This is a genomic window from Paenibacillus amylolyticus (assembly GCF_047302515.1).
Classification (GTDB): Bacteria; Bacillota; Bacilli; order Paenibacillales; family Paenibacillaceae; genus Paenibacillus; species Paenibacillus amylolyticus_G.
In genome coordinates this window covers 6958996-6975425 of the sequence record NZ_CP168019.1, presented here as the reverse complement: position 1 = coordinate 6975425, position 16430 = coordinate 6958996, and the positions used below count along the sequence as shown (strand labels likewise).

9 protein-coding genes and 1 pseudogene are annotated in these 16430 nt (G+C 46.9%); 1 reads left to right on the top strand and 9 read right to left on the bottom strand.

From position 1 onward, the window contains the following. Positions 1–15 precede the first annotated feature (15 nt). On the top strand, positions 16–657 hold the full coding sequence (locus ACDJ59_RS30485) for a class D sortase (RefSeq protein WP_413407194.1): 642 nt from the start codon (positions 16–18) through the stop codon (positions 655–657). Positions 658–783: 126 nt separating this feature from the next. On the opposite strand, the gene ACDJ59_RS30480 is transcribed toward ACDJ59_RS30485, so the two are convergent. The 9 genes and pseudogenes from ACDJ59_RS30480 to xylB all read right to left on the bottom strand — a co-directional run bounded on the left by ACDJ59_RS30480 (position 784) and on the right by xylB (position 15963). Further along, the gene (locus ACDJ59_RS30480; protein WP_413407193.1) at positions 784–5295 is read right to left on the bottom strand and encodes a collagen binding domain-containing protein; all 4512 of its coding nucleotides are present in this window, start codon (positions 5293–5295) and stop codon (positions 784–786) included. A gap of 163 nt (positions 5296–5458) precedes the next feature. Continuing rightward, the gene (locus ACDJ59_RS30475) at positions 5459–6586 is read right to left on the bottom strand and encodes a transglutaminase domain-containing protein (RefSeq protein WP_036606951.1); all 1128 of its coding nucleotides are present in this window, start codon (positions 6584–6586) and stop codon (positions 5459–5461) included. A gap of 201 nt (positions 6587–6787) precedes the next feature. Next, on the bottom strand, positions 6788–9181 hold the full coding sequence (locus tag ACDJ59_RS30470; RefSeq protein ID WP_413407192.1) for an S-layer homology domain-containing protein: 2394 nt from the start codon (positions 9179–9181) through the stop codon (positions 6788–6790). A gap of 226 nt (positions 9182–9407) precedes the next feature. Further along, the gene (locus tag ACDJ59_RS30465; protein WP_413407191.1) at positions 9408–10334 is read right to left on the bottom strand and encodes an alpha/beta hydrolase; all 927 of its coding nucleotides are present in this window, start codon (positions 10332–10334) and stop codon (positions 9408–9410) included. A gap of 169 nt (positions 10335–10503) precedes the next feature. Continuing rightward, positions 10504–11130 (bottom strand): bifunctional 4-hydroxy-2-oxoglutarate aldolase/2-dehydro-3-deoxy-phosphogluconate aldolase, encoded by a 627-nt coding sequence (locus ACDJ59_RS30460; RefSeq protein ID WP_413407190.1) that lies wholly within the window; start codon positions 11128–11130, stop codon positions 10504–10506. A 247-nt stretch (positions 11131–11377) separates the two neighbouring features. After that, positions 11378–12448: a glycosyltransferase gene (locus tag ACDJ59_RS30455; RefSeq protein WP_413409950.1), complete on the bottom strand. Its 1071-nt coding sequence runs from the start codon at positions 12446–12448 to the stop codon at positions 11378–11380. 423 nt (positions 12449–12871) lie between these two features. Further along, positions 12872–13543, bottom strand: a pseudogene (locus ACDJ59_RS30450) (glycosyltransferase); the annotation flags it as partial. Then, the gene (locus tag ACDJ59_RS30445; protein ID WP_413407189.1) at positions 13531–14247 is read right to left on the bottom strand and encodes a glycosyltransferase family 2 protein; all 717 of its coding nucleotides are present in this window, start codon (positions 14245–14247) and stop codon (positions 13531–13533) included. The gene ACDJ59_RS30445 and the pseudogene ACDJ59_RS30450, both read right to left, overlap by 13 nt. 222 nt (positions 14248–14469) lie before the next feature. Then, positions 14470–15963: a xylulokinase gene (xylB, locus tag ACDJ59_RS30440; protein WP_413407187.1), complete on the bottom strand. Its 1494-nt coding sequence runs from the start codon at positions 15961–15963 to the stop codon at positions 14470–14472. Between the last annotated feature and the right edge of the window lie 467 nt (positions 15964–16430).

The following is a 16430-nucleotide window of genomic DNA, read 5'->3' as shown; positions in this document are numbered from 1 at the left end:
GGGAGTTGATATATAATGAAAAAATTCTCTATTCTGCTCGTTCTACTGGGCATCCTGATCATCAGCTTTCCTTTCCTGCGGGAAACGTATTATGACTGGCAACAAACCCGTGTCATGAACGATCTGGAGCAATTGCAAAACGGCTTGTCTAAGCTTAATCACTCCTTCGAACAAGGCATACAGGATGCAGCTTCTGCCGAGCCGACTACTGACAATACAGGTACAGTGCAAGAGGTCTCATCGGATACGTTGGGGGTGTTATCGATTGACAAGATTAATGTCCGCTTACCGATTCTGGAGGGTGCAACGGAGAGCAACATGAAGGTAGCTGCAACCCATCTTGTCGAAACCACCAGTATCGGGAACAAAGGTAATGCTGCCATAGCCGCTCATCGCGCCCACAAAAAAGGACGGCTGTTCAATCGTCTGGTAGAACTCCAGATTGGTGATTCAATGGAAGTCACCCTGGCAGATCGAACGATTATCCAATACAAGGTAGATCAGATATCTGTTGTGGAGCCAACTGACTTATCTGTGCTGGAGGATCCCGGGCTTGGACAGGTCCTTACCTTGATTACCTGTGATCCACTCGTCAATCCAACACATCGCCTAATTGTAAGAGCTATTGCAGTGAAACCGAATGTTACGGGGACCTGATCCTTCCTAAATATCACCAAAAAATACCCTCTAGCATATTCACACGTCGACGCTAAGTCTTCGTAGTGATTGCTAGAGGGTATTTCTATCTACACACGATGAATCTTAAATACTGCGTGTTTCGATCTAGCGTTGAAGCTGTTGTCTGCGGCGGAAGTACATGAATCCCGCGCTACCTAACGCCATCAGCATCATGCCCACAGCAGTGTAAGCCATTGTGCTCTCTTCACCTGTTTGTGGCAGCATTCCCTGAGTTCCCGAATTTCCGTTTGGCTGTGATGCAGAATTTCCATTGCCCTGTGATCCATCTGTATCCGTTCCAGCAGCAGGTGCAAGTGCACCATCCCCATCCGTTGCATCTGTATCCCCAACTGGAGGTGCAGTGCCGTCACCGTTGGAATCGCCTGGTGTCGGTGGCACTACCCCGGATTCTTCATCTGTCGGACTTTCGGTTCCTCCCCCAGACTCTGTAGGTTCAGTTACAACCGTGCCTGGAACCGACGGATTTGGCGTTCCTGGTTCTGGGGTTACTGGTTTCTCCGGATCTGGTGTTACACCTGTAGTAGGTGTTCCCGGATTATAAGGTCCACTAGTCCCACCACCCGAAACCGGGATAGCCTGATTTGTTTTTTCCACAACTACGGCTTCGGTTTGTATGTTCGTAATTTCAAATGGTACGGGTGTTGTTTCCAACATGTATCCGTTAGGTGCTTTTATTTCAACCAACTGATATTTATTGATATCTAGGTCTTTAAGTACAATTTCACCTTGTTGATTGGTTGTCAGTGAAGCTTCATCTAGACCTGTTACCTTGTGGAATTCCCAATTCCCATTTGCATCCATCAATGCAGTTTGAGCTCGTAATTCAAATACAGCTCCTTGAAGGTGCTGAGTTCGACCCGCATTGGTTTTAATCAATTTCACAGAACGATCATTTTTTTTATTTTCAATGGTTATTTGAGTTTCCGGTTTGATAATAGATACAAGGGTCTCCGGCTGTTCAATAACAAAGCCTTCTGCCTTGGTCTCTACCAATGTATATGAACCATAGTCCAAACCATCGAATTCAATGACCCCATTTAGGTCGGTTACTTTTGTATCGATGACAATGTTGGAACGATCACGCAATTCGAATTCAATTCCGCTTAATACGGACTTATCCTTGGCATTTACTTTCGTAACGACAAGTTTACCACCTGCACCCATTGCATTAGACTTCGTTAATGTAATACTCTCCGTCTGATTCTCTACAATCGTGAACGGAATTGGTGTAGCATCCAATTGATAAAACTCAGGTGCCACGACTTCTACCAGCTCATAATCCCCTGGCGACAGTCCACCTTTGGCGATCTTCCCATCTTCCCCTGTCGTTAACTCATCGATTTTCTCTCGCGTTGCGCCGTCCTTGGAGTACAATTCGAAAGTTGCACCCTTAAGTGTCTTGGAGGAGTCCACCGCATCTACCTTGCTTAATTCAAACCCTTGACGAATCTTTTTATTTTTAATTTCAAAAGCGATATCCGTATCCTTAAATTCAATCGTTTTACCTGAGGCAGAGCCATATTCAGGATCAACCAAGTATCCTGCCGGGGCAGATAATTCTTTTAACTTATAAGGTACACCGTTGGTTAGATTGTTTAATCGATAGTTTCTGGAGCTTTCAACCACACCATTCTCGTCCGTTGGTTTCAATGTTTCCAGAAGCGTAGTTCCAGACGCATTATAGATTGCAAATATTGCACCCTCCAGCAGAACTCCTGCATCACTGACTTTGTAAATTCTGATTTTGCCTAAACCTGTGGAGGCTCCTCCACCTGCTCCAGCCAAGGAAACTTTGATTCCCGACTGATTACCTTCCCCGATTACCGAGGAAGATTGGCCTGCAAATTCAACCTTATTCTCAATTCGGGCGCCATGATCGGCATTAATATAAGACTGATATTCCAAAATGAATGCGGTATGGATATCTTTCTTGAAGGTAAAGGTAAATGTATTGCCCTCTACATTCAATTCATAATCAGCCGGATCAACAAGTCCAGCTTTGGTGGATACATTGCCTGAATTGTTGGCAGGTAAATTGGTTGCATATAATTTCAATGAATCAGCCAATAAAATCTGGTTCTCTGACAAGGTATCTGTCAATTGATTACCCGCAGGAATGAAAGATTGACTTGGATTGATATTTACCGTCCATGATGCTTTATCCGTTGTACCCTCTTGCTTCCCTGTTTTGCGCACGTATACACCACCATTGGCAGGTGTAACACTGGCTGATCTATTAAATCGTATTGCACCACCCTCACCATCCGTCAGAACAGCCTGATTGGCATAAGCGCCTGCGACAGAATATGGTCCATCCAGACTTGTTTGGTACTGAATGCGATAAGCCATTTTGCCCATGTTACCCAGATCCAACGCAAAACCTTTACCGTCCGGGTTCAACTGGAATTGACCAGGTGTGAGCAGAACCTCGCTACCTACAGCAGTAACATTATTGGCTCCCTGCAACTCTAACTCATGAACTTTCAATGAGCCGTCTACGAAAGATTGGTCTCCAGTGTAAGCATCCTTAAGGATTGCATCCTGAATATCAAACAAATTGTAGTTTACATCGATTGTCCAGGTGATCTTTTTATCTTTGGCGCTATATTCACCCTTTTTGTTACCATTTTGAATCGTGTAGTCTTGCGGTTTGACCGCGGCAGATTTGGTAATCGCAGTCTGTTTTACATCAGACTCTTCCCAATCGATCTTGGCCGAGTTGCGATATTCATCATTCGTTGGCATACCCGCTGTGGGATCAAAGCTTGTCTTATAAGTAATAACATGCTCCGTACTAAGCGTTACGCCGTCCTTCAAGCGAAATGAGAATCCTTTTTCATACGTTGGATCAGCCGGGTCTGGAGTCAGTTCAAAGTCGTCTTTGTTAACACCGTTCACTTGAAGACTACCCGGAATCAGTTTCATATGTCTGCCTTCGTAATTGTCGGTGATGACGATATCCGTCATGTCCTGCAAATCACGGTTCAAAACAATCTGCCATTCGATTTCTTTTGTGTTGAAGTTTTCACTTTTTACACTCTTTGCAAAAATGACTTCCTGAATGTCTCTTCGGCCTGTTTTGGAAGTACCATCATACATATTCACTGTGTTCGTAATGGTGTCGTTTGTATAAACACGATGAATGGATTGTGTATCATATTCGATCTCATAGGCCTTTGTAATATCGTTCTTAAAATGTAATCTGAAGCCATTATCGAACCCTGTACCCATCGCTTCGAGTGTGTATTCATTCGGATTGATCAGTGTTCTGTTGGAAGCCGCTCCACTTGCATTAATGTCCACTTGATACACTTTGACGGAATTGTTGATCAGTTGCTGTTTTGCCGTATCAAAGCGGTCTTCAATCCATGCATTCGTTTGCAAGATTTCTTGCTGATTATAGTTATATTGCACTTTCCATGTGACCGTCTGTGTCACCGGATCATACGCACTATCTTGCCCTGATTTGTTCAAGGGCTCATTAAAACTCACACGAACTCGGCCAATATCTGTTTCGTTGTGCTCGCTCTGATCTGTTGTAAGCGCAACCTGGTTTTGATACTCCACGTTGGTGAACGGAGCAGTGGTTGGTGCTTTAACACTTGTCGTATAGGTTACACGATAGGCCTTATCTGTATCTCCCAATTGAATTGGAAACTGTGGTTCCGTTTGAATTACTGGACCTTCTTTTACAGATCCATTCAATTGCACTTCCAATTCGCGAATTTCGATATTGCCCTTGAGCTCCAGCTCTGCTGGGAACGTGTCTACAAGAACAGCATTTTTCATAGCCTTCTCGCCTTGGTTAAAATCTACGGTCCATTTAATTTCATCCGAGTTGAAGTTGTCTTTGTTTGCGCTTCCCGATTTCTTCAACTTATCTACGGCTGTGTTGGCAAAATGTACATCAATGATGCCCTGCCCTACGGAACTAAAGTCTATCTGTTGTTTCAAGCCATCTTCCATCTTGCTCTCATCGAACTTGATCCACACGTAGAAGTTACCTTCCAGCTTCGCATGCTCGATCAGTTCATTAAAGGTAAAGATGATTGTGCCATCTGGATTCACCACATACTCCCCAACAGCGCCATCCAGATTACCCTTAAGCTGCGATCCGATGATGAATTTATCGGGCAAGTTAAAGGTGAACGTAGAGCCATCGCTGTAGTTGTGGTTGTCATCTGCAAGTCCCCATGTAAAGACTACAGCCACCTCATCCTGAATGCGTGGTCGAATATCCTCGATTTTATCTCCTTTGACTTCAATTGTGCCATTCCCGTTGTCTTCTGGTGCCTGATTGTACATCTGCACACTGGTAATCAATTGATCTGTAATTACCGGACCTGCAGCTGCGATTGCTAAACTGCTCTGGTTGAGGTTTCCCTCCCCCTCTTCTTCCGGACTGGCAGCAACGTCAACGGTGTTCACCTCTTCCGAATCTGCCAAACCTTCTTCTGACGCTGTATCGCTGATTGCACTGGCTGGCAAATTAGTTAATTCATCCTGAGCATGCATTGTTGGTGTAAATATCCAACCCTGCATCATTTGCGTGACCAGTAACAGAGCAATGATCACTATGCTCACTTTTTTCCTCATTGTTTGCATATCCTCCTCGTACGTAGTGTTGGCATACGCCGAAGATTAGAATAGCAAAGCGACATATACAAAAAATAGACAACACTAAAATCCTCGCTTTTGAACACAAAATTGAACACAAAAAAGGATACTCCTCAAGCGGAGCATCCTGTTCAAACAGTTGTTATAGTGTCCAGTTAATTTTGACGCGCAGATCCGTAGTACCTTCCATTTTGGATACATAATAAGATATCGATTTCATGCCAAGCTGGTACAAATCCTGCAAATCTTCTATCAGCCCAGCCTCCGTACCCTTGTACCTGAATGTCAGCGAGGTTCCGCCTTCCTTCAGCTTACTCTGAACTTTGGTCTTCAGCGCAGCATGGCCTTTAACAGCATCCTGTTCATCATACAGGGAATAGTCCAGAGCGTGGTACAGCTTCTGATAAGCGGCTTTTTTGCTATCTCCGGCCTTCACCAGCTTTAATAAAGCTTCTCGATATGGGGCTGGCGCAGCGGGGTACTTGCTTTTGCCTGTCCAGATATGGTCACGTGCCATCTCATCATCACTCAGCAAATAGTAGCTGTGGCTCACCTTACCTTTGCGATCAGGGGTAGGATCATCCCAGGTGGTGTCCATGTGATACCACTTGCCGTCCAGGTTCACGATATTCCAGGCATGAAGCTGCCCGCCTGCTGTACCTTCCACAATCCGGTTATCGATACCTACTCGCTCCAGCATCCGATATGCCAACAGTGAGTATCCCTGACATACGGTACTGCCTGTAACAAGCCCGTCGTAGGCCGTATATTTCTTGAGCGAAGTATCGTAGGAAAGGTTAAGCACAATCCAGTCATGGATGACCTTGACCTTCTCATGATCCGTCATGCCTGGTTTGATGATTTCTTTCAACACGTTTGTGACTTTACGATTCACATAATCGGTCTGCTCCTTGGTCTCCCGGTAGGAGAGTGTCACATGGACCTCGGCGGACACATTGGAGCCTTTATAATTAAATGCATAACTTTTAACGGTATATTGGATATAGGGGTCACTCTTCATTGCCTCATCGATGGAGGTTTGTAATTGTTTTTTGAGGCCCTTCACATTGCCTTTGTATGTAAAAACAAGTTCCTCCGTTCGCTGTGACATTGCCGTAAGCAAGGTCTGGCGCAAATCTGTTGCCGTGGATATATCTGATGTCCCTGATGCAGCATACAGTTGATCCAGATCAACCGTACGTGGTAATGCTACAGCAATCAGACAGCCTGCCAGCAGTATGGTGATAATTCGTTTCCCGTTCTTACCCATGAAAGGAACCCACCCTTCTTTGCAAAGTTCTCACGCCCTATTGTATCACAAAAGGCTCTGTCGTCATTCTTCTAGTTTTGTCAAAGCAAATCAAAAGAGACCTTCTATGGAAGGTCCCTTTGATCTTTAGTTCAATGAATCACGATTACCCGTTATCTTCATCCTATGATTAGCTTGGGCATGATATGAGTGATTCCTCGTCTAATACAGGCGATTACCACTCATAAACGTATCTGTTTTACCTTGAAGCTTCGCCAGCCGTTCCAATACCTGTGACGCTTCAGCTACCGTAACTTTACGTGCAGGCATGAATCGTCCTTCAATCGAAGGAAGCAATCCCAGCTTCAGACTCAGGGAAACCGCTCCCTTACTCATAATGGCACTGGCATCCGCAATGTTGGGAAGATCCGATGGCAACGTATAGAATCCGGCCAGCTTCTCGTAGCGTAAAATACGTACAAGCAGCACTGCCAATTCTTCACGTGTCATCTCTTCCTGCGGATTCAAATTCTGTTCAGGGTCCGCTCCGGCAAGCCAGCGCTGATCGATTAATGCCCGAACTGCCTTATAATACGGGCTGTCAGGCGTCACATCAGCGTATAACTTGTCATCTCCGTCCCCACTGTAGTACAGATCCATATTTGGATTAATCGCTCTTGCCAGATAGTTAAACCAATCTCCTCGGGTGATCACACGATCCGGGAATACGCGTCCCTGCTCATCAGCAAGCAATACGCCGTGCTGTGTCATATTGCGTAGAGCCGCTTCGGCCACATGACCCAATATATCCGTAGGCTCAGCCTTTGTTGCGGAGCTGGTGTCCCCGTATAAAAGCTTCCACTCCCCTGTGTTCGCATCCAGTGCTTCATAGTTGCCATAGATCGAATTCTCATCACGTGTAGGCATATAAGCAAGGTTCACCCCCGCTGGGATGACTTGACCACCGTTCATACCATATCCGCCATAACGGGAATATGCGAGGATCAGCTTGAACTCCTCCAGATAGAGTGCCTTGGCCTCTTCATAACTGATGGCTGGCTTAACATCTGCTGGCAGTTGTTCAGGCGTTGCCGCAATACGTGTATAGAACTCGTTAATCGTCCCGTTGTTTAACACCTGTACTTGTGCCGTATCTTCCTTAACCGGAATTCCGTTCAGATAACGCTGGAACAAAAATGTGCGAGCATCATCCACCTCAATCACGTTAGCCAGTCGGAACTGCTCCGTTGCGTCTGGAACTAGCGCAATCACTGTGTCCATCGCCAGTTTCTCAGCCTGCTTCCGGGTTACCAATTTGCCTGCCTTCTCCTCAGCCGGCTTCTCCTGTTCCATCTCTGGTCCGATTCGTTGCATCATCGTATAACTATAGATCTGCCCGGTAACTGCATCTACCTGTGCTGAGATATCCCGCATGAACATATAGGACATATTGGCACTTCGATCGCTCCAGCTCAGACTCCATACCTGATTGTTCGGACTTGAGTAATATCCCTTGCCCAACTGGCTATGCTCCAGCTTATAACCCTTGGGAATATCAAAGTTTGTTGCGACCCGATTGGCGGCCTGCTGTACATTTAACCTCGTACCATTGGCCGGGACAAAAGGCGTTACATCACCTTTCAACTTCGTATCCTGCTGCAAAGAATCTTCATCTACAGCTTTACCTGTTAATGTATTAATCCGTTCCAACGTATTGGCTTCAATTGGAACGATACTGATATTTTTTGGTGTATATGCAAGGTAATACTGCTGACCCTGTTTGGAAGACAGACGATCTTTGGCGATATAAGCCAGTTCCACATCGAACTGTTCTTCAAACTGCTGTCTGGCCTTCTCTTCTGAAGCTGCCGGTTTCGATGAGGGATACTTGGCTTCAATAGTACCTCGTGAGTAACCTGTCACCAAACCACTTTCATCCACATTAATGTAGACTGTCTCTGCGTCAGATAACAATCCATCATGTTTTAACTGGTACCCGTATCGATACTCTGTTCTGCCAAACAATGACTCTTGTTCAATGGAAGAATACAGATCTCCAAGCGGAGCATATTCATTGTCCTTAAGACCCGGAATCGCTTGGTACAACAGTGCCACGGCCTTTTCTTCAGCTTCAGCTTTGGTTAGCTTCACATCCGATTCCGAGACATGTTTATCCAGGATATCCGACGGCAAATGTACACTTAACACTTCCCCTGTGCCTGCATGTACAGTTCCACTGAATCCCGACGTATGATTGCCTTGTGTAATCTGGAACCCGATCTCCCACGCCTTGTATTCTGGCGGTGGATAGGAATTAGGTGAATCGAATCGTGCAGATGAGATCGTTGCTTTTTTTAACAATGGAAATAATTTCAGTATATTTTCACTGGCTTGCCTGGATGAGATTTTTGCTCCCTCAGGCACGTCATTGCTCGTTGCGTCTAGTTGTTCATTTTCCCCCGTTGTCGCTTCGGTCAACTGCTCTGCTTGCGCGGCTGATGCACTGCCTGCAAAACCTGGTGTTTGCGAAGCAAGCAGCAGTGTTGCCATCGCTGCGGTTGTTGCTTTGGTTGCGAACATTTTCAAACGTAAATTAAACTTCCAATTCAAACTCAAATCTCGACCTCTCCCTTCAATTTCATACAAAGAAGCATAACAAATAACCTCGCATGAATATTGCCAGTCTATTCTATGATACCATAAGCTTCCTTTTTAATCGTCGTTTTCGGGGCAATTTTACAAATGTGAATTTCTGCATATTGCTAATAACAGCAAAAAAACGCCAACCACGTTGGCGTTTTATCTGTTAGCCTGCACTCTTATGTAGGCTGATTCTATCTTTTTAACTACTCGCTATAGACGAATCGTTCGACTTCTTCTGACCTTGAACATGGGTTTTCAAAAAGGGAATAACGGTATCCCAGAAGGCGGGATCTTCCTCGGAACAACTGTGTCCTCCGCTGTTGACCCATAGATGTTCAACAGGCGGATCGGCCTTGGACATAAAATATTCAAGCTCACTCGGGGGAATGAAATTATCTCCCTTGGAGTGCACCATAAGCATCGGCAGTTGCATCCCCCTGCGCCGTTCATTCAGCATGATCACCGGATCACGTTGACGATAAGATTTCAGAGATTCACCCAGTCGCCAGAACCAGATTCTCGGGATTAACTGGGCCAGTGGAAACAAGGGCAGACGCCGGCGTCTCAGCTCTGAACTGACGATTACCTCAAATTGCGATGGCATCGAGTCCGTAATCACTGCTGATACAGGAATTCCCTCCGTCACTGCAAGAATCGTACCCAGTCCACCCAAAGAATGACCAAGCACTCCGATGGCATCTGCATCAATCTCTGGTCGTGCAGTCGTATACCGCAACGCCGCGAGCAGATCATCCCGGAACAGGTAGGCAGATGCAGCACGAACCGGATCACTGGCCCCATGACTACGCACATCATACATAAATAAGGCATATCCTACTTCCCAGATCGGACGTGCGTAACGAAGAACACGGGAGCGATTGGAGCCCCAGCCATGTGCAATAATAACGAGCGGCCATGGTTTCGGAATGTCGGCTCTGGCCGGGATGAACCAGCCATGTACCCGACCTCCCCCACTGTCAAAGGTCACATCCTCAAATGGCATTGGGGGTGTCAGTGTGATTGGAATCTTTTTGGGTGTCTGGCTCTTTACCGCTGCCTTCCATAAACCACCTGCCGTTACTGCGGCCACGGCGAGCATGCCGCCTATCATTGTTTTAGCTTTCACAGGGCATCTCTCCTCTCCGAATTCTGGCATACATCCATCATAAAACAATAGAATGAACGGCACGTTAAGCGACATGGGTTTTTATGATAAAGATTAATCCAACAACTAATTTAAAGGAACCATCATATATATACCCAAATATACATATTCCTCATCTGATGCTGGAATCCTAGGCTCCAGCTGCTTCCACAAATCTCCGTGCACATGCTGCAATCTGCTCATGATCTCCTGCTAGAAGAGCTTCTCGTGGTAAAAGTGCACTTCCCAGACCCACTGCAGCAGCACCTGCTGCATAGTAGTCAGCAATATTCTCCAGTGTGGCACCACCTGTTGCCAGCAGTGGAATATGATTCAGTGGAGCTTTGATCTCCCGCAGATACGGTATGCCCAGACTCGCCATCGGAAACAGCTTCACAACTCGTGCTCCCGCTTCATGGGCAGCGACAATCTCCGTAGGTGTCATGGCTCCAGGCCAGATCTCGACACCATGTTCTACAGCATATTCAATGACAGACAGATCGACATTGGGAGACACCAGAAATTGTGCGCCTGCAGCAACTGCTTCCTTTGCCATCTGCACATTCAGTACCGTACCCGCTCCAACATAAGCCTTTCCTTCATGCCGCTCACGCCAGTCTGCAATAATATCATGTGCTCCAGGTGTGTTCAGTGTGACTTCCATCAGTCGGATACCGCCACTTGTCATACCTTGTCCAGCTGTTACTGCCGCTTCGCGGCTTATACCGCGCACAATCGCGACCAGCCTCGACTCCAATAGAACTTCCGTCAGATTCATATCCAGTTCCCCTTGCTTCATCAATTCGGCAGCCGAAGACAGGTAATCATGGTCACCGCTTTTCCGTTATTCATTATTGTAAAGCATATCCTCCCCTGGATGAAATACATTAATCCATTTCAATGTGAATGCGTCTGTCACCAACTCTATGATGTACTTTTATCACAATGCAAAAAACCTCTCCATGGAGCATGGGCTGATTAACCCATTCAATTCCACGAAAGAGGCCGCATTTCCACTGAAAATACTAAGCGTTTTCCAACACGTTATCCTTCTCCAAATCTTTAAAGTATCGATCGTTATATAACATGCTCGGATGTGTTGGATGATAGGCGAGTGCGATATCATTATGTTCTCGGGCCTTGGCACGGTTACCCATCCGGTCATAACACACACATAGTTGCAGATGCGGCATCCAGGTCCAGGCTGCTTCATTCAGCACTACCATAGGATCATCAGGACGTACAGCACGAGTCGCCTGTTCGTACCAGAACAGGGCCTTGCGATAATCTTCACGGTCGGCAAAATAACCACCCAATCGACAGCATATCTCGGCTCTTGGCAAATCATAGGCAAATGATCGGAACAACGCCGTGACTTCCTGTTCCGGACGTTCAAGTGCAGCTTCACAATCCGCAATTTTCTGGCAAGCAGCGATCTGATCTTCCACCCAGCCTAGCCCTGTATCCAGAAACTTCTCATAGTACTTCACCGCATCCTCATGCTGTCCATGGTCCTTCAGTTCATTACCGAAATAGTACAAGTCACGCGGCCCAAATTCCTCTCCGGCCTGTTCCTTTTTGCGATAGATCCGCAGATTCCGATCGGTATACTCCTTATCTTTCTTGTGGGTAACCGCTATATCACTATGCAACAGATTGCCCGCTACAGCCAGATATTCATGCACCGCGCCAATCCAGCGAAATTGCCGATCCCGACGCACCAGACGATTCCGGCGCAGGCTGTAGGCTACCTTGCCATCTGCTGTGAATGACAGATTGTAATCCATCGTCACACTATCAACATCCGGGTCCAGCGAACGTTTCAAGGCGATCAGTTTCGCCCGATCTTCCGGTTCGAACACATCGTCTGCATCCAGCCACAGAATATATTCACTCTTTGCCTGATCGAAGGCATAGTTGCGTGCTGCTGCAAAGTCATCCACCCATTCAAAGTCAACGATACGATCCGTATATCTGGAAGCAATCTGACGGGTACGATCCGTTGATCCGGTATCCACGATTACAATCTCATCGGCAATACCGTTGACCGAGTCCAGACATCTGGCGAGGGAAGCTTCTTCATTTTTCACAATCATACACAGGGTAATACTGATCGTCTCCTCACCTCTTCTCGCTCTGCGATTAAAGGCGGAAACCCCCGGCAGTTCGGACAATCGATAGATGTGGTACGCGGGGAGATGAGTATCAACGAACAAACGAAAACCCAGTGCCTGAGCACGGATGCAGAAATGACGATCTTCGCCCCAGAAGGATACATTGGGAATCTGGTCATATGAGACTCCTGCTGCCAGAACATTTTTGCGAATAAGAGTACATGCCCCTAGCCCTCCAACTTCATAACAACCCGGGATCCGTAGCTGATTTAGAAAAGCAGTCGTTTGCGTGCCCTCGTCCTCCGTCTCGGTTCCGTCTACTGTTTTGCCACCGCGGCGAAACAAAGCATACTCATCTTGCAGCCATACCTGCGGCATTTCCCTGGCATCCGGCTGCCAGCGGGTCCAAAAAATATTGGATACAATGTCTTTGCCACTCGATACAAGTTGCTCCAGCGTCCGCGGATGCAGCACCAAGTCAGAATCAATCAGGAACACCGCATCGTAGTGATTGTGGCGTGCATATTGCAATATGCGATTTTTCAAACCGGCTACACGCCAAATCTGCTCATCCTGCCAATAGTGTCCTCCCTCATCCTTGCTGTACACCCCTTTGTTGTCAGGACTACCGCTACCATGTTCATCTGCTTGAATAACCGTCCCTTCATGCTGAAGCACAAATTCATGCAATATATTCGATGCGGCTTCTTCCACGTTATCGTCAACAAACAGATAATCCGTCTTTACTGTTGTTCGTTCCAGTGCATGCAGAGAATCCAGAAATTCACGGAGAACCGGAGTTGTCTGGCGAATCGGGCTGGCGATCAGTATTCTTTCTTGCTCAAACGCTTCATGCTCTTCCGATTGGCGGGTTTCCAGCGAATTATCAGAACGTCTGGACGGTCGATGATTAATCTGGCTCTCTTTCTGATTCTCATTTGCGCTCTCATGTTGCTTCTCATTCTGATCCTCTTTCTCTTGGGAATTCGGCTCTATTTGAGGTTGGGATTCTTCTTGCGATTTGCGTAACGGGTCTTTCTTCAACGTGCTCACTCCCCCTCTCCTTATTCGAACCATGCCAACAGTCGTGGCTCTTGATCCAATATCGATTCGTACTGTTCCTTCCAACCGTATCTTGCTTCAGGGTCCAGTGCTTGATAGCGTTCATATTTGCGGATACGGTCTTCTTCCCGCGCCCAACCATAGTGCTTCACCCGGGGAGCATGACATCCATAGGACCAATGCTGGATCGTTAACGGAAAACGACCACAATGCTGGGGTGTCTCCTTCCATTCATAGTTCATCCCCGGGTGATAACGAATCAGAAATGGCCGATAATAGGCATGCGCCTGCCAGAACTCATCTTCCCGGTAATGCGTCTCACTCCACATATCAAACAATCTGAAATAGATCGCATCTTCATTGCCACTGAGCAGCAGATCCCGTACCACCCCAAAGTCACGGGTTAGAATCTCATCCGCATCCAGATTCAAAATCCACTCCGGATTGGTCGCCACCGTCTCTTCCCATTGTTGTTTTCTAAGGCTTACCTCGTCTGCAAAACGTGAAGCAGCGTTCTCCACTAATACGAGTGGAATACCGTCCAAAAGTTCCCTGCACAGCGCGACTGTTCCATCCGTGCTTCCGTCATCAATGATTACTGCGCGATCAATCCAGGGACGATGTCTCTCCAGTGCCTGCCTGAGATAGCGATTCTCTTCATTACGAACGATCATCGATAAGGTAATATGTGGTCTTTCATGTTCCTCATGTCCATCCAAAGCTTCACCCCCATGCTCAAGCTTCTGCCTATTAAAATGTCCGACACACGATGCCTGGACGAATCACAATCCTCTATTTCCAATCTATGCAGAGCTGGAATGCGGATATGCAGGCCAAAGAAACCTTTCATGGGGTTAATCTCGATGAACGACAAAAAAAGCACCCGCCTTCGCGGATGCTTTTAAATGTAATCACAAGATTAATGTAGTGAAATAAATGAATTAACGGTATTCAGCCAAACGATCATTGAGACTACGTGTCTGTCCATAGACTTCCTGGTACAGTGCAAACAGTCGATCATAGACGGCAACCGTTTCCGGGTTCGGCTCATAGGATTTCGCTGGACGAATAAACGCTGTTGCACACTCCTGCAAGGACGGGAACCAGCCACAGCCATAGGCAGCCAGCATTGCTGCACCCATCGCAGGACCCTGTTCACTCTCCAGCTTCACAATCGTAGCGTTAAAGACATCCGCCTGCATTTGCAACCAGGCTTCATTCTTGGCACCGCCACCAATGGAGATAACTTCATTGACGGTTTTGCCTGCGCCACGCAGAATATCAATGGACTCGCGTAGCGAGAAGGTAATGCCCTCCATCACCGCACGTCCAAAGTGCTCCAGCTTGTGTCCTGCATCCATACCAATGAAGCTGCCACGGATATTCGCATCCGGATGAGGTGTACGCTCCCCAACGATATATGGTGTGAACAACAATCCGTTGCTGCCCGCCGGAATCTGATCGATGCCCTGCAAGAGCACATCAAACGATTTGTCCGCTGCAAACGTATCCTTGAACCAGGACAGGCTATATCCTGCGGCAAGCGTTACACCCATAATATAGAAGGCATCTTTCTCTCCGTGGTTAAAAAAGTGTACTTTGCCTTCGAAGTCGAGATCTTTACGCTCTTCGTAGGAAAGCACAACCCCGGACGTTCCGATGCTGCACATCGTCTGTCCTTCACTCAGAATGCCTGCGCCAATGGCACCACACGCATTATCCGCACCACCTGCGTATACTTTTGTTGCAGCCGCTAGACCCGTTTGATCCGCAATCTCAGGCAGCAACGTGCCCACTTCCTCAAACGATTCCACAAGACGTGGACAAAGGGAGATCGGCAGCTCGAAAGCTTCTGCAATCTCGTTGCTCCACTGCTTGCCTGCAACGTCCAGCAGCAAGGTACCCGCTGCATCGGAATAATCCATAGCGTAATCCCCCGTCAGGCGATAACGCACATAGTCTTTTGGCAACAGGAACAAGGATGCTTGCTGTAACAATTCAGGCTCGTTCTCCTGAACCCACAGAATTTTTGGCAAGGTAAAGCCTTCCAGTGCACGGTTCCGGGCAATACTTAACAGCTTGCCATCCAGCACTTTTTCGATGCGACGGCACTGAGCCGTAGTACGTGTATCGTTCCACAGGATTGCATTTCGCAGCGGTTTGCCTTCAGCATCTACCAAGACCAGTCCGTGCATCTGACCGGAGAAGCTCAATCCCTCGATTTCCGAAGGCTGCACGCCAGACACTTCAAGCAATTTACGCAAGGAAACAATGGTCTGCTCTACCCAATCTTCGGGATTTTGTTCGCTGTATCCAGCCTTGGGCTGGTACAACGGGTATGCCTCGGATGCTTCAAATGCCACTTTTCCTTCACGATTGACCAACACGGTTTTAACCGCACTGGTTCCAAGATCGACACCAATTACGTAACTCATAGGTTAACTCCTCTCGTTTGTAACAGGATTGTATAAATGAAACCTTGATGCTCATGTGGTCACTTCGTGATCAGAAAACCCTCGGATCGCCATTACCCCCGGATTTCCTTTATACCCTTTAGCAAGGGTGAAATCCGGGGATAAATGCGACCGCTTTGCTTCCTCGGGTCCTTTCTGCTCACTCCGTTTTGCATGCATGATCCTGGACACACATGGATATGAAACGAGTAAAACGTACTCGTTCTCATAACAGAAAGATTGATCCAATGACCTTGATTCGTCATTGGTTATAAATGAAACCTTGATGCTCATGTGGTCACTCCGTGATCAGAAAACCCTCGGATCGCCGTTTTGCATGCACCATCTTAAAGAAACATTTATATCAAAAATCTTAAAAACCATGTTATTTGTTTAACCAAAAAACCGCCCCCGTCTTCCCAAGGGAAAGTCGGGGACGGTCCGAATGT